The organism is Corallococcus sp. Z5C101001 (genome assembly GCF_007352635.1).
In the GTDB taxonomy this organism is placed as follows: domain Bacteria; phylum Myxococcota; class Myxococcia; order Myxococcales; family Myxococcaceae; genus Corallococcus; species Corallococcus silvisoli.
This window is the reverse complement of the sequence record NZ_VKLU01000001.1, coordinates 1,169,115-1,191,455: the sequence shown is the minus strand read 5'-3', so window position 1 is coordinate 1,191,455 and position 22,341 is coordinate 1,169,115. Positions and strand designations below refer to the sequence as shown.

At 70.1% G+C, this 22,341-nt stretch carries 13 protein-coding genes; 5 read left to right on the top strand and 8 right to left on the bottom strand.

All coding sequences use genetic code 11. From position 1 onward, the window contains the following. Complete coding sequence (locus tag FOF48_RS04905) at positions 1-1,362, top strand: MFS transporter (protein ID WP_143898939.1); 1,362 nt, start codon at positions 1-3, stop codon at positions 1,360-1,362. Beyond that, entirely contained in the window at positions 1,359-9,899 is an 8,541-nt protein-coding gene (locus tag FOF48_RS04900) for a non-ribosomal peptide synthetase (protein ID WP_186001770.1), read from the top strand. The genes FOF48_RS04905 and FOF48_RS04900 overlap by 4 nt, the downstream gene beginning before the upstream one ends. Positions 9,900-10,058: 159 nt before the next feature. Here the strand turns inward: FOF48_RS04900 and FOF48_RS04895 are convergent, their stop codons facing one another. Beyond that, a complete protein-coding gene (locus FOF48_RS04895; RefSeq protein WP_143898937.1) occupies positions 10,059-11,087 on the bottom strand; it encodes a hypothetical protein in 1,029 nt (342 codons plus the stop codon). Between the two features lie 259 nt (positions 11,088-11,346). On the opposite strand from FOF48_RS04895, the gene FOF48_RS04890 reads away from it, so the two are divergent. From FOF48_RS04890 to FOF48_RS04880, 3 genes are all read left to right on the top strand, one after another. Next, a complete protein-coding gene (locus tag FOF48_RS04890; RefSeq protein ID WP_143898936.1) occupies positions 11,347-12,369 on the top strand; it encodes a hypothetical protein in 1,023 nt (340 codons plus the stop codon). Positions 12,370-12,599: 230 nt separating this feature from the next. Beyond that, on the top strand, positions 12,600-12,977 hold the full coding sequence (locus FOF48_RS04885; protein ID WP_143898935.1) for a hypothetical protein: 378 nt from the start codon (positions 12,600-12,602) through the stop codon (positions 12,975-12,977). Between the two features lie 190 nt (positions 12,978-13,167). After that, positions 13,168-14,580, top strand: coding sequence for an aminotransferase class V-fold PLP-dependent enzyme (locus FOF48_RS04880; RefSeq protein WP_143898934.1), 1,413 nt, complete (start codon positions 13,168-13,170; stop codon positions 14,578-14,580). Between the two features lie 52 nt (positions 14,581-14,632). Here the strand turns inward: FOF48_RS04880 and FOF48_RS04875 are convergent, their stop codons facing one another. The 7 genes from FOF48_RS04875 to FOF48_RS04845 all read right to left on the bottom strand — a co-directional run bounded on the left by FOF48_RS04875 (position 14,633) and on the right by FOF48_RS04845 (position 22,024). Continuing rightward, positions 14,633-15,529, bottom strand: a complete 897-nt coding sequence (locus FOF48_RS04875; RefSeq protein WP_143898933.1) for a sulfotransferase — start codon at positions 15,527-15,529, stop codon at positions 14,633-14,635. A 1-nt stretch (position 15,530) separates the two neighbouring features. Further along, a complete protein-coding gene (locus FOF48_RS04870; RefSeq protein ID WP_143898932.1) occupies positions 15,531-16,523 on the bottom strand; it encodes a cupin domain-containing protein in 993 nt (330 codons plus the stop codon). 67 nt (positions 16,524-16,590) lie between these two features. Next, positions 16,591-17,634: an MAC/perforin domain-containing protein gene (locus tag FOF48_RS04865; protein WP_143898931.1), complete on the bottom strand. Its 1,044-nt coding sequence runs from the start codon at positions 17,632-17,634 to the stop codon at positions 16,591-16,593. 57 nt (positions 17,635-17,691) lie between these two features. Continuing rightward, a complete protein-coding gene (locus FOF48_RS04860; RefSeq protein ID WP_143898930.1) occupies positions 17,692-18,534 on the bottom strand; it encodes a hypothetical protein in 843 nt (280 codons plus the stop codon). A 354-nt stretch (positions 18,535-18,888) separates the two neighbouring features. Then, positions 18,889-19,461, bottom strand: a complete 573-nt coding sequence (locus FOF48_RS04855; RefSeq protein ID WP_235685345.1) for a GNAT family N-acetyltransferase — start codon at positions 19,459-19,461, stop codon at positions 18,889-18,891. Positions 19,462-19,611: 150 nt separating this feature from the next. Continuing rightward, on the bottom strand, positions 19,612-21,498 hold the full coding sequence (locus tag FOF48_RS04850) for a chloride channel protein (protein ID WP_143898929.1): 1,887 nt from the start codon (positions 21,496-21,498) through the stop codon (positions 19,612-19,614). Continuing rightward, the gene (locus FOF48_RS04845; RefSeq protein WP_255441902.1) at positions 21,485-22,024 is read right to left on the bottom strand and encodes a MarR family winged helix-turn-helix transcriptional regulator; all 540 of its coding nucleotides are present in this window, start codon (positions 22,022-22,024) and stop codon (positions 21,485-21,487) included. The genes FOF48_RS04850 and FOF48_RS04845 overlap by 14 nt, the downstream gene beginning before the upstream one ends. Positions 22,025-22,341: the final 317 nt, after the last annotated feature.

Here is a 22,341-nt window from a genome sequence, read left to right as displayed (position 1 = left end):
ATGACCGAGCGCTCCGATTCGAGCCGGATGTGGACCTTCCTCGTCGTCTGGCTCGGCCAGTTCGTCTCCCTCGTCGGCTCGGGCATGACGACCTTCGCGCTCGGGTTCTGGGTGCTCGAGCAGACCGGCTCGAACACCCGGTTCACGCTGGTGGCGTTCTTCGGCGTCCTGCCGGGAGTCGTGGCGCTGCCGCTCGCCGGGGCGCTGGTGGACCGGTGGGGGGGACGCCGGGCGATGCTGCTCGCCGACCTCGGCGAGGGCCTGTGCGTGCTGACGGCGATGCTCCTGGCCTGGACGGGACAGTTGTCGTTCGCGACCGTCTGCGTGCTGGCCCTGGTCAACTCCCTGTTCGGCGCGATGCGCTGGCCGGCGTACTCCACGCTGCCACCGCTGCTGCTCCCCGCCCGGCACCTGGGCCGCGCCAATGGGATGATCCACGCGGCGGAGGCGGGAGCGGCCATCGTCGCCCCACTCGCGGCGGGCTTCCTGGTCACCTCGCTCCGCCTCCCCGGGGTCCTCCTGATGGACCTCTCCACCTTCGTCATCAGCATGGTCACCCTGCTGGCCGTCCGGGCCGCGCTGCCGCGCCCGGCCCCGGGACCCCAGCCCCACGACCGGGCTGGGACAGGAAGGCCCTCGCTGGGCGCGGAGGTCGCGTACGGCTGGAGCTACATCCGGGCGCGGCCGGGCCTGTGGGCGCTGTTGATCTTCTTCGCCGTCACGAACTTCACGGTGATCGGGCTGGCGCGCACGCTGTACACGCCACTCATCCTGGGCTTCACCTCTCCGAAGGCGCTGGGCACCCTGCTGTCCATCGGCGGCGCCGGCCTGCTCCTGGGAGCCGCGGCGATGACCGCCTGGGGCGGCCCCCGGCGGCGCATCCATGGCGTGCTCGGCTTCACGCTCATCCAGGGCGTCGTCATCATCCTGGGAGGACTGCTTCCGAACGCCTTCCTCGTGGGGCTTTCGGTGTTCATGCTGTCGTTCTGCTTCCCCATCGTCACCGGCAGCAGCCAGGCCCTCTGGCAGAGCAAGGTGGCGCTGGACGTCCAGGGACGGGTCTTCTCCGTCCGCCGCATGCTGGGCTGGTCCTCGCTCCCGCTGGCCTACCTGGTGGGAGGACCGCTCGCGGACCACGTCTTCGAGCCGCTGCTGGCGCCCGGCGGAGCGCTGGCGGACAGCGTCGGGCGGTTCATCGGCGTGGGCACGGGCCGGGGCATCGCCCTGCTCTACATCGTCATCGGCAGCCTCACGGTGCTCACCGTCATCGTCAGCTACCAGTTCGCGCGCCTCCGGCACGTCGAGGATGAGCTGCCGGATGCCCTGCCTTCCCCGGCGCACCCTTCATGGAGCGGCACTTGAGCCCCCCAGCGGCGACCCTCGTCGAGCTCTTGCGAGGACGGGCGGAGCACCAGCCCGACGCGCTGGCCTATGCCTTCTGGGACGAGGACGGGACCGAGTCGCGGCTCACCTACGCCCAGCTCGACCGGCGCGCCCGGGCCATCGCCGCGCGGCTGCTCGCGTCGACGCCGCAGGGTGAGCGCGCGCTGCTGCTCTACCCCGCGGGCCTCGACTACGTCGCCGCGTTCTTCGGCTGTCTCTACGCGAAGGTGGTCGCCGTTCCGGCATACCCCCCGAACCCCGCCCGGCTCCAGCGCACGCTGCCGCGGCTGCAGGCGATCGTCCGTGATGCGCGGAGCGCGGTGGCGCTCACGCTCGACGCCATCCTGCCGCTGGCCAGCGCCATGGCCGCCGAGGCGCCGGACCTCGGCGGCATGGACTGGATCGCCACGGACGTGCTGCCCGAGGACTCCTCAGAGACCTGGAGACCGCCCGGCATCCGCCCCGGGGATGTGGCCTTCCTCCAGTACACGTCGGGGTCCACGTCCCATCCGAAGGGCGTCGTCCTCTCCCACCAGAACCTCCTCGCCAACTCCGAGTGCATCCGCCTCGCCTTCGAGCAGTCACCGGGGACGCGAGGCGTCTTCTGGCTGCCGCCCTTCCACGACATGGGGCTCATCGGCGGCATCCTCCAGCCGCTCTACTCGGGCTACCCCTCGCTGCTGATGGCGCCCGAGACCTTCCTCCGGCGCCCGCTGCTCTGGCTGCAGGCCATCTCCCGGTTTCGCGGGACCACGAGTGGAGGCCCCAACTTCGCCTTCGACCTGTGCGTCCGGAAGAGCACCGAGGAGCAACGCGCCGCCCTGGACCTGTCGTCGTGGCGGGTGGCCTTCAACGGCGCCGAGCCGATCCGCCCGGAGACGCTGGCGCGCTTCGCGGAGGCCTTCGCCGTGTCGGGCTTCCGGCCCGAGGCCTTCATGGCCTGCTATGGCCTGGCGGAGGCCTCGCTCATCGTCTCGTCGGGCGCCGTCAGCGACGCGCCTCCCGTCAGGCGGCTCGACGACGCGGCGCTGGGCCAGCACGTGGCCCGGGCCGCGGAAGGGACGGGGCCATCCAGGGCGCTGGTCTCATGCGGGCGGGTCGTCCGCGGCCACGAGGTGTTGATCGTCGACCCCGTCCACCACACCCCCCTGCCGGGCGGGCACGTCGGGGAGCTCTGGGTCCGCGGTCCGAGCATCGCCCGCGGCTACTGGGAGAACCCCGCCGGGACGGAGGCCGCGTTCCACGCCCGGCTGGCGGACGGCCAGGGGCCGTTCCTTCGCACCGGAGACCTCGGCTTCCTCGAGGGGGCCGAGCTCTTCGTCACCGGCCGCGCCAAGGACCTCCTCATCATCCGGGGCCGCAATCACTCCCCGCAGGACCTGGAGCGAACGGCGGAGGCCGCCTCCGCGGCGCTGCGCCCCGGGAGCGCGGCCGCGTTCTCGGTCGAGCAGGCGGGCGAAGAGCGCGCGGTGCTCGCGATTGAAGCCGAGCCCGCCACCGAGGCGGAGGCTGGCGCCATCGCGCGGGCCATCCGTCAGGCCGTGGCGGACAGCCATGGCATCGACTTGCATGCGGTGTGTCTGTTGCGGCGCGGTGCGCTGCCGAAGACATCGAGCGGCAAGGTTCAGCGTCAGGCGTGCCGGCGCGCCTTCCTGGAGGGCACCCTCGAACAGGTGGGGGAGGTCCTCCTGCGGGAGGAGCCCGCCGCCCCCGGCCTTGTTCCTCCCACCGCGCTGGCCTCCGCCGGACGCGAGGAGCGGCCGGCGCTGCTTCAAGCGTACCTGCTCGGCCTGCTCGGCCAGAGGTCCTCCGCGAGCGCCGGCCTGTCGCCCCAGGATGACCTCCTGGCCTTCGGGCTGGACTCACTCGCGACGGTGCAGTTGGCGCAGCAGCTCGAGGGCGACCTGGGCGTGCGCGTTCCCACCAGCAGGCTGCTCGATGGGGCCTCCATCGAGTCGCTCGCCCTGACGCTCTCCTCCCTGATGGAGGACGCGCGGCGCGCGCCCCGGCAAGCCAGCCCCGGAACCCCAGCGGAGCCGGGTGGTGCCTTCGCGCCGGCGGGGGCCCTGCTCTTCCCCGGCGCCCCAGCGGAGCCGGGTGGCGCCTTCCCGCTGTCCGCTGGACAGCGGGCGCTCTGGCTCCTCCAGGCACTGGACCCCACGAGCACCGCGTATCACCTCTCCCTGGCCGTCGACCTGCGCGGCCCCCTGGAGCCGCCGCGGCTCACCGCCGCCCTCCAGACGCTGGTGGATCGCCACGAGGCCCTCCGGCTCCGGTTCGGAGAACACGAGGGCGAGCCCTTCCAGGAGGTCCTCCCGCGCGAGGCGCTGGTGCTCGGCACGTCGGACCTCTCCGGGCTGGACGAGGCCCGCCGCCGGGAGCGGCTGGCCGACGTGGCGCACCAGCCCTTCGACTTGAAGGAGGGGCCGGTCTTCCGCGCGCACCTCGCCTCCCGGGGGCGCGACCACCACGTCCTGCTGCTCTCGGTCCACCACCTCGTGGCCGACTACGGCTCGCTGTCCCTGCTGCTCGACGAGCTGCGCCAGTTGCTGGCCCGCGCGGAGCATCCCGCCGCGCTCCCCGCTCCGGCCTCGGGGCTGGCGCGCTACGTCGCCTGGCAGCAGGCGCTGATCGCGGGCCCGGAGGGTGCCCGGCAGCTCGAGTACTACCGGGAGCGGCTGGGCGGAGCGCCGCCGCTGCTCGCGCTGCCCACCGACAGGCCCTGGCCGCCCGTCCAGACCTTCGCCGGGGCGAGGCACCCGGTGCGGCTGGAGCCGGCCGTCCTCTCGGCGCTGGCGGCCCTCGCCCGCGCCGAGAAGACGACGCTCTTCGTGGTGCTCCTCGCGGGCTTCCAGGCCCTGCTGCACCGCCACACCGGACAGGACGACCTCACCGTCGGCGCGCCGTTCCACGGCCGGACCCGGGCGGAGCACACCCACCCGGTGGGCTACCTCGTCAACGTCCTCCCCTTGCGCTCCCGCGCTGGCGGCCCGACGCGCTTCCGGGAGCTGGTCCAGCACGCGAGGCGCGAGGTGCTCGGCGCGCTCGACCACCAGGAGCTGCCCTTCCCGGTCATCGTCGAGCGGCTGCGCTTGCAGCGCGACCCCAGCCGCCCCCCGGGCTTCCAGGTGCTGTTCGCGCTCGACCGGGCGCCCACCGCGCCGGGCGACGTGGCGCTGATGCAGCCCGAGGACGTCGCGGCCCCGTGGAGGCTGGGGGCGCTCGAGGCGCGCTCGCTGGCGCTGCCCCACCGGGGCGCCGCCTTCGAGCTGTCCTTGTTGCTGGAGAGCGCGGGTGGGGCGGTTGCGGGCTGGCTCGAGTACAACACCGACCTGTTCGACGCGAGCACGGTGGAGCGCATGGCGGGCCACCTGAATCGGCTGCTCGCCTCCGCCGCCGCCGGGCCAGACCTGCGGCTCGCGGAGCTGGAGCTGCTCTCATCCCAGGAGCGCCAAAAGTTGCTGGAGGGCTGGAACCCGGCCCGCGTCCCGCTGCCGGAGGTCCGGAACCCGCTGCTGCACCACGGGGTCTTCGAGCAGGCCCGGCGCACGCCAGAGGCCATCGCGGTGAGCGCCGCCGACGGTCCCCTGACCTACTCGCGGCTGGCCTCGCGTGCCAGTCAGCTCGCCCATCACCTGGCCGCCCTGGGCATCGGGCCGGACGTGCCGGTCGGGGTCTGCCTGCGCCGCGACAGCCACCTGCCCGTGGCGCTGCTGGGCGTGCTCGCGGCGGGCGGGGCGTATGTGCCCATGGACCCGGACCACCCCGCGGAGCGCATGGCCTTCGTGCTCGCGGACGCGAGGATCCCGGTGCTCATCACCGAAGCGGCGCTGCTGCCCCGGCTCCCGGCCCACGGCGCCCGGGTGGTGCTGGTGGATGGGGACGCGGCGACGCTCGGCGCGTGGCCCGAGCATCCGCCCCAGGACACGGCCCGGCCAGGGAACCTCGCCTACGTCATCTACACCTCGGGGTCGACGGGCCGGCCCAAGGGCGTGATGATCGAACACCACAGCGCCACCAGCTTCATCGCCTGGGCGCACGGCGCGTACTCCGAGGCGGACCTGGCCTGGGTGCTCGCGGGAACGTCGATCACCTTCGACCTGTCGGTGTTCGAGCTGTTCGCGCCCCTGTCGCGCGGCGGCCGGGTGGAGCTCGTGGAGAACGTCCTGGCGCTCGCGGATGGGCCGGGGCGCGAGCACATCACCCTGCTCAACACCGTGCCGTCCGCGATGTCCGAGCTGGTCTCGCTGAAGGCAATCCCCCGCTCGGTGCGGGTGGTGAACCTCGCGGGCGAGCCGCTGTCCGGCCACCTCGTCCGCGCGGTGCATGCGCTGCTCCCCGAGTGCCGGGTCTACAACCTGTACGGCCCCACGGAGGACACGACGTACTCCACCTTCGAGCACGTCCCTCGGGGGGAGGACCGCCCGGCCATTGGCCGTCCGCTGGCGCACCGGCGCGCGTACGTGCTCGACGCGCGCATGGAGCCGGTGCCCCCAGGCGTCACGGGCGAGCTCTACCTCGGGGGCGAGGGCGTGGCGCGTGGCTACCTGGCCCGCCCCGAGCTCACCGCCGCGGCCTTCGTGGCGGATCCCTTCTCACCCCGAGGGGGCCGGCTCTATCGGACGGGGGATCTGGCCCGCTGGCGGCCCGATGGACGGCTCGACTACCTGGGCCGGAACGACCACCAGCTCAAGCTGCGCGGCCACCGGCTCGACCTGGGGGAGATCACCGCCGTGCTCGCGGAGCTCCCCGGCGTCGTGGAGGCGCTCGTCAGCGCCATCAAGAGCGCGGCGGGGGAGCCTGCCCTGTGCGCCTACGTCGTGCTGTCCGGGACGGCGGAGCTCGCGGCGGTGCGCGACGCGCTGCAAGGGCGCCTGCCCAGGTACATGGTGCCGGCGGCCTGGGTCCGGCTGGAGGCCCTGCCCCGGCTGCCCAACGGCAAGGTGGACCGCGAGGCCCTGCCCCTTCCCGCACGGGGGGCCGCCCACGCGCCGGGGACGCCTCCCCGGGATGCCACCGAGGCCCGCCTCGCGGGCGTGTGGTCCGAGTTGCTCGGCGTGTCCGGCGTCAGCGTGGACGACGACTTCTTCGCCCTCGGGGGCCACTCGCTGATGGTCGCCCGCCTCGCGGCGCGGATCCGCGGGGTCTTCGGGACCGACGTCCCCCTCGCCCGCCTCTTCCAGGCCCCGACGCTGGAAGGACAGGCGAGGGCCCTCACGGAGTCCAGCGCCTCGCACCTCGCGCCGCTCGCTCCCGACGGACCGCGCGAGGCGCACGCTCCGCTCTCCTTCGCCCAGGAGCGCCTGTGGTTCCTCGAGCAGTTCGAGCCGGGCAGCCCGGCCTACAACATCCCCACCGCGCTGCGGCTGCGGGGGGAGCTCGACGTCCCGGCGCTGCGGGGCGCGCTCGACGCCATCCTCGAGCGGCATGAAGCGCTGCGCACCGGCTACGTGCTGGACGGCGGCCGGCCATTCCAACAGGTGCGGCCCTTCGCGCCGCTGGAGCTGCCCGTCCACGACTGCTCGCACCTGCCCGGTCCGGAAGCGGTGAGCGAGGCGCTCCAGCGGGCCTCGGAGCTGGCGGCCCGCCCCTTCGACCTGAGGGAGGGACGGATGCTGCGCGCGCGGCTCATGCGCGTCTCCGCCCGGGACCATGTCCTCGCGCTGGTCACCCACCACATCGCCTTCGACGGCTCACACGAGCCGTTCGCGCAGGAGCTCGGCGCCCTGTACTCCGCGCTCCAGGAGGGCCGGCGGCCCGCGCTCCCCGCGCCCCCCGCGCAGTACCCGGACTTCGCCGTCTGGCAGCGGAGCTGGCTGCGGGGCGAGGTGCTGGAGGCGCACCTCGCCTACTGGAAGCGCCAGCTCGCGGGCCCGCTGCCCACCCTCCAGCTCCCAACGGACAGGCCCCGCCCGGCGATTCGCGGCAGCCGCGGCGGGCGGCTCGCATTCCGTCTTCCGGCGCCGCTCGTCGAGCGCATCGACGCCACCAGCAGGGCCGCGGGCACGACGCTGTTCCAGACCTTGCTGGCGGCGTTCTGGGCGTTCCTGGGCCGGCTGTCGGAGCAGGAGGACATCCTGGTGGCGGCGCCGATGATGGATCGCCCCCACCCCGAGGTCGCGGCCTCCATCGGGAACTTCGTGAACACGGTGGTGCACCGGGGAGACCTCCGGGGGGACCCCTCGCTCCGCGCGCTGTTGGGCCGGGCGCGGGCGGTCTCGGTGGAGGCGCAGGTCCATGCCGGCCTGCCCTTCAACCTGCTCGTGGAGGCCCTGCAACCGGAGCGCAGCACGGCCCGGACGCCCATCGCGCAGGTGATGCTCTCGGTGCTGCCGTCGATGCCCCCGGTGCATTTGACCGGGCTGTCCTCCGAGTGGATCGGGCTGGACAACCCCAGCGCCCGGTTCGACCTCCTGCTCGCCTTCTCGCGGGATGACGGGGAGCTGTCCGGGCTGCTCGAATACAGCAGCGACCTCTTCGACGCGGAGACCGCGGTCCGCCTGCGCACCGGGTTCGAGACCTTCTTGTCGGGGGCGGTGGCGGCGCTGGACCTGCCGGTCTCCCGGCTGCCGATGCTCACGCCCGCCGAACGCACCGGGATCCTCGACGGCTGGAACGCGACGCGGGCCCCCTACTCCTCCGAGCTGTGCCTCCATCAGCTCTTCGAGGCCCGCGCCGACGCGCGGCCCGAGGCGGTCGCGCTGGTGCTGGGGGAGCGCTCCGTCACCTACGGCGAGCTGGAAGCGCGGGCGAACAGGCTGGCCCACCACCTGCGCGGGCTCGGAGTGGGGCCCGGCGTCCCGGTGGCGCTGCTGCTCGAGCGCGGCCTCGAACTCGTGCCCGCCATGCTCGCGGTGCTGAAGGCAGGTGGCTGCTATGTCCCCCTGCCGGCCAGCACCCCGCCCGCCCGCGTGCGAAGGATCCTCGAGGACCACGGCATCGCCACCGTGCTCTCCGATGACGTGACACACCCCACGCTCGACACCCTCCGGGGCTCGCTGCCCGGGCTGAAGAACGTGCTGTGTCTGGATGGGGAAGGCCTGCCGGAGCGGCTGCCCCACACGAGGCCCAGCCGGCTCGCCACCGCGGATGACCTCGCCTACATCATCTTCACCTCGGGCTCGACCGGGACGCCGAAGGGCGTGGCGGTGCGGCACCGGCCGGTCATCAACCTGGTGGAGTGGGTGAACCGCACCTACCGGGTCGGCCCGGACGACCGCGTGCTCTTCGTGACGTCCATCGGCTTCGACCTGTCCGTCTACGACGTGTTCGGGCTCCTCGCGGCCGGAGGCTCCATCCGCGTCGCCACCCAGGATGAGCTGCGAGACCCGAGCGCCCTGGCACGGGTCCTGGAGACGGAGCCCATCACCCTCTGGGACTCGGCCCCCGCCACGCTCGTGCAGTGCGTCCCGTACTTCAAGGGCGGGAGCGGCGGCCGGCTCCGGCGGGCGTTCCTCTCCGGTGACTGGATTCCGGTGACCCTCCCGGAGCAGCTCCGCTCCGCGTTCCCAGCCGCCGAAGTGGTGAGCCTGGGAGGCGCGACCGAGGCCGTCATCTGGTCGAACCACTACCCGATTGGGCGTGTGGACCCTTCCTGGGCGAGCATTCCGTACGGCAAGCCCATCCAGAACGCCCGCTACCATGTCCTGGACCGCCACCTCGAACCCTGCCCGGTGGGAGTCCCAGGAGACCTGTTCATCGCGGGGGACGTGCTCGCGGAGGGGTACGTGGGGGATGCCGCGCTGACGGCGAGCAGGTTCATCGCCGACCCGTGGCGGGGAGAGCCTGGAGCGCGGATGTACCGCACCGGCGACCGGGCCCGGTACCGGCCCGATGGGAACCTGGAGTTCCTCGGGCGGCTCGACCAGCAGGTCAAGATCCGCGGCTTCCGCATCGAACTGGGCGAACTCGAGACGGTGCTCTCACAGCACGCCGGGGTGCGGGCGGCGGTGGTGCTGGCGCACGGCGAGCACTTCGCGCGCGCGCTCTGCGCCTACGTCGTCCCCGCGTCCGGCCATGCCCCCATCGCCGCGGAGCTGCGCGCCTACCTGCGCGAGCACGTGCCCGACTACATGGTGCCCGCCGCCTTCGTGTTACTGGCTTCGATTCCGCTCACCCCGAGCGGCAAGGTCGACCGGAAGGCCCTGCCAGCCCCGTCCGCGCAGGCCGCCCCGGAAGCCTTCGTCGCTCCCGGTAACGAGCTCGAAGCCCTCGTCTCCGAAGAGTGGCGACAGGCCCTGGGCGTGGACCGCGTGGGCGTGCACGACAACTTCTTCGACCTGGGGGGAAACTCCCTCCTCGTCGTGCAGCTCCACCACCGGCTGGAGCAGCGGCTGGGACGTCCCCTGCCCCTCGTCGAGCTGCTCCAGTTCACCACCGTCCACACGCTCGCGGCGCACCTGCGGCAGTCCCAGCCGGAGCCGAAGGGCGTGGAGGTGAGCGCGGCACGCAGTGATGCCGTGGCGGAGGGCAAGAACCGGCTCCGAGCGCAGCTCGAACGGAAGCGGCGCGGGTAGACCTGCGTCCGCCCGGAATCCGGCCGCTGCGTCAGCGCGTCAAAGGGAGCAAGGCGCGCGGCCATCGACTCTCGGTGTGGGCGAGGCAGGCGGAGTCTCCCAGGGCCCAGCACACCAGGCGCGGGGCCCTCCGGAAGACGCGCACCTCATCCGGCGGTGCTACAGGAACTCGTCCCCGGCCCCAGTCTCCGGCTCCTGCGCGGAGAGCAGAACCTCTCCGGGCCGCTGCTCCACGCGGAGGCCCAGGCCCAGGGCCGTCAACTCCTCGAGCGCGGCCAGGGCCTCCATGACGGGCTGGACATCGGCGACCCTGGCAGGCACGGCGATGCGCTCGAGATGCGAGCCCATCCGCTCCAGCAGCACATGCGGGGGAAGTGCCTCGATGTATCGGCCATACAGATAGGCGGGCGCGCTCAGTTGGGCGACGTCGGAGGGTGAGACGGCCGCGACCATCGTCTCGAAGCACGCCCTCACCTCCTCCACCGAAGTGTCCTGACGCCACAGGCCGAGCAGGGAGCGCAGGAAGCCCCTCAACGGTCGCGACCGGGACGAGCCCACCTGGGCCGAGGCGATCTCCAGCGCCCGCTCGGCGCGTGCGGGGTCCGGCTCGACGAAGAACAGCGGCAGCACCTCATCGACGCCTGGGGTGTAGAGGGGCTCGGCGAGCCGCTCCGGCGCTCCCGCGAACGAGCGCAGCGTCTCGGGTTCGAGCGGCTCACCCGCCAGCCAGCGGCACCACAGCGCCTCGAGCGAGCCCGCGGCGAGCGACGCGCGGCGCAGCAGATGGGGACGTGCCTGCTCCACGCCTCCGAACAACAGGACGGTGATCAGGTCCTCGGCGCAAGGCCCCTCGGGGAACTCGAGCGCATCCGCTCCCGTCCAGCGCGCGTACCGCTTGCGCTTCAGGTCGCGCTGGACCTCGCGCGCCACCTCGCTCCACGCGGACCAGGGAACCCCGAGCGCCGCGTAGTCCCGCCGGAGTCCCTCGTCCGCGGGGGCCGAGACCGCGTTGGGGCGCTTCTGGAAGTCGGCCCGCACGCGCTTGAGCTCCTTCGCGAGCGCGGGCAGCTCCTCCGCCGGACAGCCGCCGGTCAGGAGCCGCAGGCGGGCGATGGGAACGCCGGTCAACTTGAGCAGCCAGGCTTTGAACGCCGACCAGGCGGGTGCGGAGAGGTGTCGGAATTCCACGGTCTGTCCTTACGCAGGCGCCAGGCCTGCTCCCCAGCGATGGGGCGTCGGGTGTGCCTATCCGAACTTCGGTCGCCGTGTCACGTGCATGGCACGGCTTCCCGCGGACGCTCCCCCCAGGGCGTGACCCTCCGAGGGATGCGCCGAGGACAGTGCAAGCCTTGCACGATGCTCGGAGCAGGAGGCGCGCAAGCGTTGCACGGTGACGGGAGTCCCTCGCCGTGGAGCGCCGGGTACGGACCGTGCAAAGACGCAGCCCATGTCCAACTCGTGGGGTGACGTCCGGTTGCCGCGGTGGTGTCTGACCTTTCTTCATGCGCTCTGGAGTACGGGGCTGGTGTTGCTCGCGGGAGGCGCGCACGGGGAGCCCCCGACGACGACCTACAGGCGGGAGGCACAGGCCCTGTTTGGTCGGTGCAAGGCGACGGCGGACGGGTCGACAGGTCGTCGATACCTGTGCCCCAACCTGAGCGCGAGCATCGGTTGGTTGCCCATTCCCATGAACCACTCCAACGAACGGGTATTCGAGGGCATGCGAGACTCCATCATCGCGTCAGCCGACGGTGCGGTGGAGTCGAAGAAGACGACGCTCGTGCTGGCTGGCGTCGAGCGCGAGGCGTTGGAGGTGACGATTCGCGAGGAAGGGACGGGGGAGCTCAAGAGGACGGGGCACGTCATCATCGAGGAGCGGACCGAGAAGGGCTTCTGGGCCTATACATGCATGGAGGACGTTCGGCGGCGAGGGGCGACGCGTCCATGCAAGAGCGTGCTGGAGTTCTTCGCGTCCCAGAAGGTCCCCGAGCCCCTCGACTTGCGGAACCGGACGGTGCTCACGAAGGCGATGATGGGGACGCGTGAGTTGATGGTTCCGGATGGCTGCGACCTGACGCCAAGCGTCGCGCCGGAGGTGGGACGTATCAAGTGCCCCAGCAGCTTCCTCGAATGGGCGGTGTTGGCGCCGGAGGTCGACTTGAAGAAGTGGCTTTCGCAAGAGACGGAGAAGGCGGGCCGCGACCTCCGGCAGCGATTCGCCGCGAGCGGTGCCTCCGTGAACGGCCAGGAGGTGGCCTGCCGCGTGTTGGAGCAACAAGGGCTCTGCCATCGGTATCGGGTACAAACACCCCGGAGCACGCTCTGGCTTCTCCTCGGAGCGGGCCGGATGGGGAAGGAAGGCGTGCGGCTGGTGTGCTCCTTCACGGGTGAGTCCGAGGCCCTTCCGACGGTCTGCAATGGCTCGCTGGAGCTCCAGCCAACGGACGCTCCTCGGATGACGCCTCGGTGACGGCGGGCACGGAGCGCCCCCCTGCCCCGCTTCATGGGAGGAATTGCGCAGCGGCGGTGCGCGATGAGCGGGACACCCAAGCAGCAGACGACGCTTGTTTACCGCTGGATGGTCCAGCGTCGCGCCTGCCGCGCGCGATTGCGCACGTGTCCCTCGCCACCTAGAGAGCCATCGACTGGAGACCGCTCCGGTTCGCCAGGAAGTCTCCTGGCGAGTCACGAGGACAGACAATGACGCGACACGCTTCGACCCGGATGGCGCTGTATGCCGCAGCCGCTTTGCTCCTTCCTCTCTCCGCGCTCGCTCATCATGCGATGGAGAAGGACGGCATGTGGGTTGATCATCACGGCATGACGCTCTACACCTTCGACAAGGACGGCGGCGGCAAGTCCATGTGCAACGGCGAGTGCGCCAAGAACTGGCCCCCACTGCTCGTCAAGAAAGGTGACGAAACGGCACAGGACAAGTGGACCCAAATCAAGCGTGACGACGGGACGATGCAGTGGGCCTATGACGGCAAGCCCCTGTACACCTTCATCAAAGACAAGAAGGCCGGCGACAAGACGGGCGACGGAGTCAAGGACGTCTGGCACGTCGCCAAGCCTTGAACGATTCGTTTCGCGAGACCTGTCTCGCGAGGCCAACGCTCACCCCGGAAGGACGGGCTGAAACAGGCACCCTGGAGTCGAAGTTCACCCTGACATGTCCGATCCCTGACGGGCGCGGTGCCCCGCGGGGGGATGTCCCGGAGTCGGCACCTGGTGCACGGTGGCCGACCCACCCCTTCCGGAGCGCCCCTTGTTCAAAGCCAGCAACTCCGACATGGCCGCCAGCACGGCCGAGCCCGCCGACAGCCTCTCCCTCCTCACGTCGCTGACCGACGTAGGCCTCCTCTCCAAGGCGAGGGGACGCGCGCTGACGGACAAGCTGAACCGCTTCTTCCAGGCGGTTCGCGCCCCATCCCAGAAGACGGACGAGGCGTTCTGGACAGCCTTCCAGCAGGAGTTCGGCTTCGCCACGGTCGCGCCCTCCGAGCGCGTCACGCCGATGAACGCCGCCAACCTCTGCCCGGAGCCCACGGCGCTCATCGAGTCGCTCAACGAGCTGCGCCTCGAATACAACCTCAACGTCTCGCAGCAGATGCGCACCGCGCAGGGCGAGCGGGTGCGCCAGTTGGAGCAGACGCGCAGGAGCCTGGCGCTCGGGCTGGGGCTGACGGACCCGAACGACCTGGCCATCATGCGCAACGCCACGGAGGCGAACAACGCGGTCAACTGCGGCTTCCGAGGCTGGAGCGCGGACGGGAACGACACGGTGGTGATGTGGTCGGAGAACCACCCCACCAACCGCGAGGCATGGAAGATGCGAGCCGAGTGGTCCGGCGGCCCGACGCGATTCAAGGTGGAGGAGGTGAGCTTCCCGACGAACGCCTCGGAGGCGGACATCGCGGCGGCCTTCATCAGCCGCATCACCCCGCGCACGCGCTTCGTGACGTACACGGAGACGGCCAACAGCAACGGCTTCCGCATGCCCGAGTCGGTGATGAAGGCCATCTGGGACCACGTGAAGGCGAACCGTCCGGACTGCCACATCCACATCGACGGGACGATGGCGTGGGGCGCGCGCCCGCTCAACCTGGCGGACGCGTACTGCCACAGCCTCGTGTCCAGCGCGCACAAGTGGTTCCTGGGCCCCAAGGAGACGGGCATCCTCTTCATGCGCAAGGAGAAGACCCGGAACTTCATGCCGAGCGTCTACGGCTACGACTACCGCATCGTCATCGTGCCGTACCGGGAGCTGCCGGAGAACGCGCTGCGGTTCGAGCTCATCGGCCAGCGCGACGACGTGAACATCATCGCGCTCGACCTCACCCAGAGGATGTGGACGGCGCTACAGCCGCGCAAACCCCACGAGCGCATCGCCCAGCTCGCCCAGCACCTCATGTCACGGCTCCAGGAGGCGGGGAGCCGGTGGAGCCTCGTCACGCCGAGCGACCCCGCGCGCAGCTGGGGCGTGGTGCGCGTCGAGGCGCCGAAGGAGCACCGGGAGAAGACGCTGTACGACTGGCTCTACCAGGACCCGCGCTACCGCGTCGCCGGCTCCGGGGACGACAAGACGTTCCGCCTGTGCCCTCACATCTACAACACGATTGCCGATGTGGACCGGGCCGTGGATGGGATGAACGCCTGGTACGAGGACAGGCGCTCGTGACGGGCGGGCCGTGACGCGGTGGACCGACCGCGACGCACGACGAGGCCCATGCTCAGAGCCAGCGCTTCACGGCCTCCCGCATGGCCTCCGTGGCCTCCGCCCGCTTCGCCTCGCCGTCGGGCACGAACGGCTGCCGGGTGTTCCCCTTCGACCGGTAGCGGCCCTTCTCCTCCATCCGCGCCCGCTGCGACACATCCGCCTCCAATCCGAAGTGGGCCAGGATGTGACGGGGCACCCCGCCGGGCAGCTGCGCGTAGTCCACCCACAAGCCCCGGGGGCCCGCGTGCCGGCGTGCCGCCTGCGCGTAGCGCGCCAGACACCACGCGAAGAATGCCTCCGGAGCCCCTCGTGCCTCACCGGGCCAGTCCGGGAAGCACGCCTTGAACCTCGGGTCGCCGCGCCGGTACCACCGCAGGGGCGCCGACGGGCTGCGGAAGTTGGAGGCCATCACCTCCGTCGCGTCACGCGTCAGGAACACCCAGGGCACGTCCGGCAACGCGCCCCGGATCCAGTCCAGGAACAGCAGGTTCCATGACGAGAACTTGATGACATAGCGCCCGCTCCCCCGCCCCAGGACCTTGATCAACCGGCGGAACACCTCCGCGTCGAAGGCACAGGCCCCCTGGGCGCAATGCAGCAGGTAGAGCGACAGCACCTCGGGCTCGCTCACCGCCCGAAGCCCGGGAAGCGTCCCCAGCATCTGGCTCACCAGCGTGCTCCCGCACCGCGACACGTGGAAGAGGAGCCCCGCCGGCAGCGCCCCGTCCTCTGGCAGCTCCTTCACCGCGGACACCCGGTAGCCAAGACCCGCCTCCCCGGCCTCCAGCGCGTGCCGGAGGCCGTCGCTCATGAAGGGGGCTTCGTAGACAGCGGGAGACAGCTCCGCCGTCTGGAGCATGGCCTGCCCTCCCTGGAGGTACATCCGGGTGGGGACGGGGACGCGCTCCATGTCACCCGCCCCCCGTGGCGACCGCGCGGAGCCGAGGCCGCGCCTGCTCCGCGAAGGACCGCGCCATCCTATTGATTCCGGCGGAGGCGCTGCCTCCCGCCTGCCGGCCCAGGTATTCCTCCACGAGCGCGTCCAGCTTCGAGTCCAGGCCCGCCATCACCGCGGCCTTCAGCGCGTCCTTGAACGCCGCCAGCTCTCCCTGCTGCCACACCGCCAGCGGGACGGTGTTGCGCATGAAGTCCTCCTTCTCGAGCTGCTCCACCGCCCGCCGGAACAGCGCCTGCCAGGGGCTGGTCAGCAGGCCCACCGTCAGGTGCAGCGAATGCACGTCCGTGGCGCTCACGTCATGGAAGTGCCCTCGGGGTACGTACAGCAGGTCTCCCTTGCGCAGCACCTCGTCGAACACGCAATTCAGCGAGGGCCGGTGCTGCTCCGGGTTCTGCATCGGCTCGCCGTCGAAGGGCAGGTGGATGGGCTTGTCGTACAGCCGCCAGCGCTTCTCCCCCTCCAGTTGCAGGATGAAGGCATCGTGCGTGTCGTAGTGGAGCGTGAAGCCCTGGGCGCCCGCGGGCGTCATGTACAGGTTCGCCTGCACCCGCACCCGCCACTCCTGCTCCAGCACGTCGCAGAACCGCCGGAGGGGCTCCAGCGCCGTCTGCGCCTGGTAGACAATCACCGAGTGTCCCTGCTCCAGGAACAAGCGCGAGACACGCTCACGGTTGATGACATGGTTGAAGTTGACCCGGGACTCCTTGTACGACATGGAGGACGAGAACTCGTTGTACGACGTCTCGCGGCCGTCCTTCACCATCCGCACGTGGGGATAGGCGTTGTTCTCCTTCTGCAGGAACGCCAGCATCTCCTCGATGCCGAAGAGGCCTGAATAGTACTCCGCGTCTCCCCGGCGGATCAGCAGCCGCTCCTTCTCGAAGTACGTCCGCAGGAATGCGTCCGGAGAGACAGGCTTCAGCAGGTGCTCGGTCGTGTATTTCATGGCGATCGTCACGGGGGAGACGTGGCGGGGCGGCGCACGGGCGCATGCGCCGCCCCGGGGGGCCACATCAGTCGTTCAAGTCGTTCTGTTCCGCGTTGGAGATGTCTTGCGTGTACGGCGTGACGCCGTCCTTGTTGATGAGGATGGCCGCGACCTGGTTGCGCAGCGCATCGTCGGGGATGAGGTTGATGACGGGATCCAGCGTGAGGGTGTTGATGATGTGCCAGCTCACGTAGTTGTCGTTCAGGGAGGCAGCCCAGGCGGGGTACTTGCCAATGAGCGACCCGTCGCCGCCAATCACGTTGATGGTGACGTTGTTGTCCGCCTCCACGGAGCTGTCGTTCGAGGAGGACCCCGTCCCATGACCATTGTCGGCTCCGCCGGAGATGGGCACGTCCTCCAGCTCCAGCTTGACCTCGAAGCCCTTGGACACGCTGTCCGAGAAGCTCTGCCCCTGGCTCATGCTGGTCACCTTCTTGGTGTCCGTGCCGAACAGGAGTCCGCCCAGGTCCAGCTGCTTCACGTAGTAATGGCCCCACGCGTTCAGCACGTTCACGATCCGGTCGTAGGAGCGTGAATCGCCGACGCCGAGCTTCGCGGCGTCCCGCAGCGCATCGACGAAGTCAGCCGTCAGCGTCATCGCCCCGTCGCTGAAGCCAATCCGCAGCTTGGGGACGCGGTACATGCTGGTGACGAAGTAGTCCGTCTCCGAGAACGACTGGTCATTCGTGTACTCGTGCTCGTGCTCGAACTTCAGGCTGAAGATGCCGGGGACGCCGATGTCCGCCTTCTTCACGTCGTAGCCCTGCTCGTGGTACGTGTGCTCCGTCTGGAAGAAGGTCTCCACCGTGTGCAGCTGGGCGGTGAGGTTCGGGATGAGCCACTGGAAGGTCGGGTTGTTTCCCGGGTTGGTCGGATCCGGGAGGACCAGGGTCGGCGACGTGAGCTGCAATCCCTGATGGATGCTGAACACGTTGGTGGGGTTCACCTCCTCGGTGATGATCATGGCGTGGAAGAGGCCACGGTCCTCGAACAGGTGGAGCCAGTCCTGGGCGGTGAAGTCATGGGGATCGCTGGGCAGATCAGCGCTCTTGAGCTGAAGCATGGGCATTGTCATTGTTCCTTCGTGGAAGTGTCTGTTCCGTGAGAAGACAGCAACCCGGCGTCCCTAGTCGTTCAGCCCGTCCCCGCCATTCGACGTGAAGAACTGATAGGTCTGTGAGTTGTAATACTTCTGATTGACCACGAAGACGTCGAACACCATCGAGACAGCCAGGTCGTCGGCCGTCTCGTAGCCGTTGCAACCTCCGTACGTCTGCCCGGAGGTGCCGGAACCGGTGACGGTGCCGCCATGCACGTTGATGTTGGTGTCCCCCCCGCTCTCCGCGTCCATCCTGCCGGACAGCTGCAACGTGCTCTGGGGAGGATCCAGGTTCGGCCGGGGCGCGGAGTACTTCCTGTTGCCGCTGTCGGTCCAGGACTTCAACGGGGTGCAGGTGACGCGAATCTGGTAGGAGTTGGCGGCGATCGCCTCGTCCAGCGGATGTTCGCCAAAGTTGTCGTCGTAGACATAGACCATGTCTCCGTTGTACTTATTATTCGCAAGGAACGCATACTGAGTGGCGGTAGCCCATTGATTGACGGAGGGCTCGGACGCGCGCGGCATGATGGCGGCGTTGTTGTCGAAGATGGCGATGTTGCTCGGGAGGATCTCGATGCCAAAGCCAAACCCCACCTGACAGCCAAAGCCAATCTGGAAGCCGATATAGGTGTCCGGCGGGATGATGACCCCCTGGCCGTTGTCCACCAGCTGGCCGTTCTTGGTGTTGATGACGTTCTCCACCATCAGCGGAGTGGAGAGGTCCGGCAGGCCGTTGAGGTTCGAGTAGGCCTTGATCTGCTTCTCATTCGCCTGCTTGGCGACGGCGTCCGCCATATTATAGCAGACCTTGACGGTCATGATGCCCTTCTGGAAGAGCTGGTTCTGCGCATTGCAACTCACGATCGACATGCGGGCGTCCCTGGCTGGGGTTGGGTGTGCAGCCCTCCATCGCAAGGCCAATGCCAGCCGTCTGGCTTCACAAGAAGCCGGAATCACTGCAAAACCCATATGCGCCAGGATTCCCCACACGGCGCCCTGACGTGTCATGGCCCGGCGGTGACGCGTCAGCGCTCTGCCAAGGGCACGCCCGTCCAAATCCTGGGGGAAGGTAGGACATCACCATCGGCGTGGAGCGACCCTCCCTGCCTGACTCCAGCGACAGGGTGGGCCCCGAGAGAGGAGGTGCTCAGATTCGCGCCCGAGCCCCGGCGCAGAGCCTCTCGCCCCCGCTCTGCAAATCCTCCTGCGCGGCAGCGTCCAGCCTTAGCGAGACGCCGCACCACCCGTCAGGTCGGAGTCCCTCAAGCCCACCAGGCGAAGGCGCGCATAGAGGGCCTGATCGTGGACTTTTCCGTCCTTCACGGCGCTCTGCCGCATCAGACCCTCGCGCTGGAAGCCGGCCTTCTCCAGCACCCGGCACGACGCGGCATTGTCCGCGAAGGGGAGCGCGAACAGGCGGATGAGGTCGAAGCACTCGAAGGCCCAAGCGCAAAAGCCTTCGAGCGCCGCGGCTGTGATGCCCCGGCCCCAGAGTGACTGGCCGAGCCAATAGCCCACCTCTGCCGAATAGCGCTCGATGTCCGTGCCGAGAATCAGCCCCATGGAGCCCACGGCCTCGCTCGCCACCTCGATTGCGAAGTTTGTCGGAGAAGGCTCGCTGGCCGTGTGGCCTACCCACCATGCGGCATCCTCGGGCGTGTAGGGGTGGGGAAACCGGTCGCGAAGGTGGCGCCACACTTCGCGATTGTTGGCGTGTCGGACGAGGGCTTCCTCATCCCCACGCCGCCATGGGCGCAGGATGCAGGGACCACACTCGATTCGGAGGTGCGCAGCCATGGAGCGCACCATCCCAAGAAGGCACTCTGAGGTGCAAGGCGGCCCAACACGCGATGCGCGACAGAGGACTCCGCGAGGCAACTGGGAGGGCGCCTCACTCATTTCGACCTGGGGCGCCCATGTCTGAGATATTCCAAAGGGCCACCCGTTTCAGGCCGGCGACGGCCCCGTCCGCCGGGGGCCTCCCACGCCGCGCTCCATCCGCCGCGAATCCTCCATCCGCGGCCGGTTGGCGCCGAGCAGATCACTGCGCGTCAGGATGCCCACCACACGCGTGGGAGCGTCACGGTGCACCACCGGCAGCCGGCCAACGCCCACCTCCACCATCAGGTCCGCCGCCTCGCGCAGCGAGCTGTCCGCGTACGCCACTGCCAGAGGACGCTTCACCAGCTCGCGCACGCGCCGGCCCGCGGCGTCGCGGCCATCCAGCAGGTCGCGGCGGGTGACGACACCGACGAGCCCCCCACCGGCCACCACCGGGAAGCCTTGATGCGTGCTGCCCGGCGTGCCGGAGGCGAGCCACGCGCGCACCTCTCCCAGCGGCCGATCCGCCTCCAGCGACACCACGGGCCTGAGCCCCACGTCGCGCACCAGCGCCTGTCCCAGCGCGTCCACGCCGTACTCGGTGACGACGCGCCCGCCGCGCCGGGCCAGCTTCTCCGTCATGATGGAGTGACGCATCATCAGCGCGGATACGAGATAGGCCGCCGCGCAGCCCCCCAGCAGCGGCAGCAGCCCCATGGGCTGGCGCGTCGCCTCGAAGGCGAACACCACCGAGGCCAACAGCGCACGGGACGCCCCCGCGAAGATGGCCGCCATGCCCACCAGCGCCGCCACGCGCACGTCCACGCCCAGCCCCGGCGACAGGTGGGTCGCCAGCAGCCCCAAGCCGGAGCCCAGGGCGCCGCCCAGCGTGAAGAGCGGCGCCAACGTGCCGCCCGAAGTGCCGCTTCCCAGCGCCACTGACCAGGAGAGGAACTTCATCGCGCAGAAGAACAGCATCGCCGTGCCCACGAAGCGGCCGGAGAGGATGTCCTCGATATTGGTGTAGCCCACGCCCAGCGTGCGAGGGGAGAAGAAGCCCACCACGCCCACCACGACCGCGCCCAGCGCGGGCCACCACATCCAGTGCAGCGGCAGTCTCTCGAAGGCGTCCTCGATGGCATACACAGCGCGGGTAACCAGCGTGGACGCCACGCCCATCACCGCGCCCAGCACGATGTAGAAGGCGAGCGCGGAGCCGCTCGGGGGCAGGAGGTCCGGCATGACGAACGCGGGTGCGCCCCCCACGAAGGCCATGCGCACGCCCGTCGCGGTGGCGGTGGCCAGCGCCACGGGGATGACGGAGCGGGGCCGGTACTCGAACAGGAGCAACTCCACCGCGAGCAGCACCGCGGACACCGGAGCGCCAAACGTCGCCGCCATGCCCGCCGCAGCGCCCGCTGCCAGCAGGGCCTTGCGCTCATCCGCGGTGACGTGGAGCAGCTGCCCCACCAGCGAGCCCAGCGCGCCGCCCGTCGCGATGATGGGTCCCTCCGCGCCGAAGGGGCCACCGGTACCGATGGCTACCGCCGCCGACAACGGCTTGAGGAATGTCATCCGCGGCGGAATGCGGCTCTGGTTGTAGAGCACGTTCTCCATCGCCTCGGGGATGCCGTGCCCGCGGATGGCGCGTGAGCCATAGCGCGCCATGAAGCCGACGATGATGGCCCCCACCACCGGCACCACGATGACCCACGGGCCCAGCGTGTTGTCCGCCGGAGACAAAGGCGCCGTGGTGAAGCGGCCGAAGAAGGCGATGTTGGTGAAGAGCCCGATGAGCGCACTCAGCGCCTGCGCCACCAGCCCCGCGGCCAGCGCCAGCACCACGGCGATGGTGCTGATGAACACCACGCGCCGATCCACCGACTCCATCACATGCGGCGTGCGCACGCCCACGAGCGCCGGCCCCATCGACGGGGCCACCGGCAACGTCTCCCGCGCCTCGGGGCCTCCGTCCAGGCCCGCCTCGACGCGCTCCACCTCAGGCCGCTCCATTCGACTTCTCCTTGCGCCGCCCGCGCGGCTTCGCTTCTTCCTCGAAGAAGAGCGGCGGCGAGTCGCCGTCCAGCCCCAGCTCCGACACCAGCGCGGACAGCCCGCGTGCAAACCCCTCGCGTACGTCCGGCTTCAGTCTCCGCAGCCCGGCGATGAGCTGGGCCTGGGCCATGGGCGGCGCCTCACGCAACAGCGCCCGGCCCGCGGGAGCCAGCGACACCTCCACCCGGCGGCCATCCCGCGGCGAGGGCCGGCGCGTGACGAGCCCTCTTTCGATGAGGCGCGCCACCACCGTCGACACGCTGCTCTGGTGCGTGAGGGTTTGCTCGGCCAGGGTGTTGACGGAACAGGGGCCGGCCTCCGCCAGCCGCTGCAGCACGAAGAGCTGCGCGCCGCTGATGCCCACCAACTGCTCGGACGCTCGGGCCGAAACGCGCAGCAGGCGCACCAGACGGCGGATGCCGTCCATCACCTCCCGCACCTCGCCCTGCTCCGCGCTCGCGACTCTTTTTATATGGGAGCCCATTCAATTGACGCTGAAGGTACGCGCCGGGCATGCCCGCCGCAATCCATGCGCGCGGCGCCTGTCAGGCGGGCAGGTGCTCGGACTTCCGGTGTGAATCACCCGAACTGATGGGAGCCGCCCCCCAGCCTGCGGAGGCCAGGCAGCGGAGCGCCAGACAGTCCCACGTCTGTGGCCGGCCGAAAAGCAAGGTGCGCACGGGGCCCATCAGGTCAGCGCGGAATCGCCGAGCCAGCGCCTACGCCGTCCCGTGCACACAAGGGACTGTGCGCTCGTGATGAAGGGAGGGCCAAGCTGCGTGGTGCAGCCCCCCGTTTCGA

Excerpts from the sequence above, each read along its gene's own strand:
- FOF48_RS04905 (WP_143898939.1), top strand. The coding sequence starts at position 1 with ATGACCGAGCGCTCCGATTCGAGCCGGATGTGGACCTTCCTCGTCGTC.
- FOF48_RS04890 (WP_143898936.1), top strand. The coding sequence starts at position 11,347 with ATGTCCAACTCGTGGGGTGACGTCCGGTTGCCGCGGTGGTGTCTGACC.
- FOF48_RS04885 (WP_143898935.1), top strand. The coding sequence starts at position 12,600 with ATGACGCGACACGCTTCGACCCGGATGGCGCTGTATGCCGCAGCCGCT.
- FOF48_RS04875 (WP_143898933.1), bottom strand. The coding sequence starts at position 15,529 with ATGGAGCGCGTCCCCGTCCCCACCCGGATGTACCTCCAGGGAGGGCAG.
- FOF48_RS04870 (WP_143898932.1), bottom strand. The coding sequence starts at position 16,523 with ATGAAATACACGACCGAGCACCTGCTGAAGCCTGTCTCTCCGGACGCA.
- FOF48_RS04865 (WP_143898931.1), bottom strand. The coding sequence starts at position 17,634 with ATGCCCATGCTTCAGCTCAAGAGCGCTGATCTGCCCAGCGATCCCCAT.
- FOF48_RS04860 (WP_143898930.1), bottom strand. The coding sequence starts at position 18,534 with ATGTCGATCGTGAGTTGCAATGCGCAGAACCAGCTCTTCCAGAAGGGC.
- FOF48_RS04855 (WP_235685345.1), bottom strand. The coding sequence starts at position 19,461 with ATGGCTGCGCACCTCCGAATCGAGTGTGGTCCCTGCATCCTGCGCCCA.
- FOF48_RS04850 (WP_143898929.1), bottom strand. The coding sequence starts at position 21,498 with ATGGAGCGGCCTGAGGTGGAGCGCGTCGAGGCGGGCCTGGACGGAGGC.
- FOF48_RS04845 (WP_255441902.1), bottom strand. The coding sequence starts at position 22,024 with ATGGGCTCCCATATAAAAAGAGTCGCGAGCGCGGAGCAGGGCGAGGTG.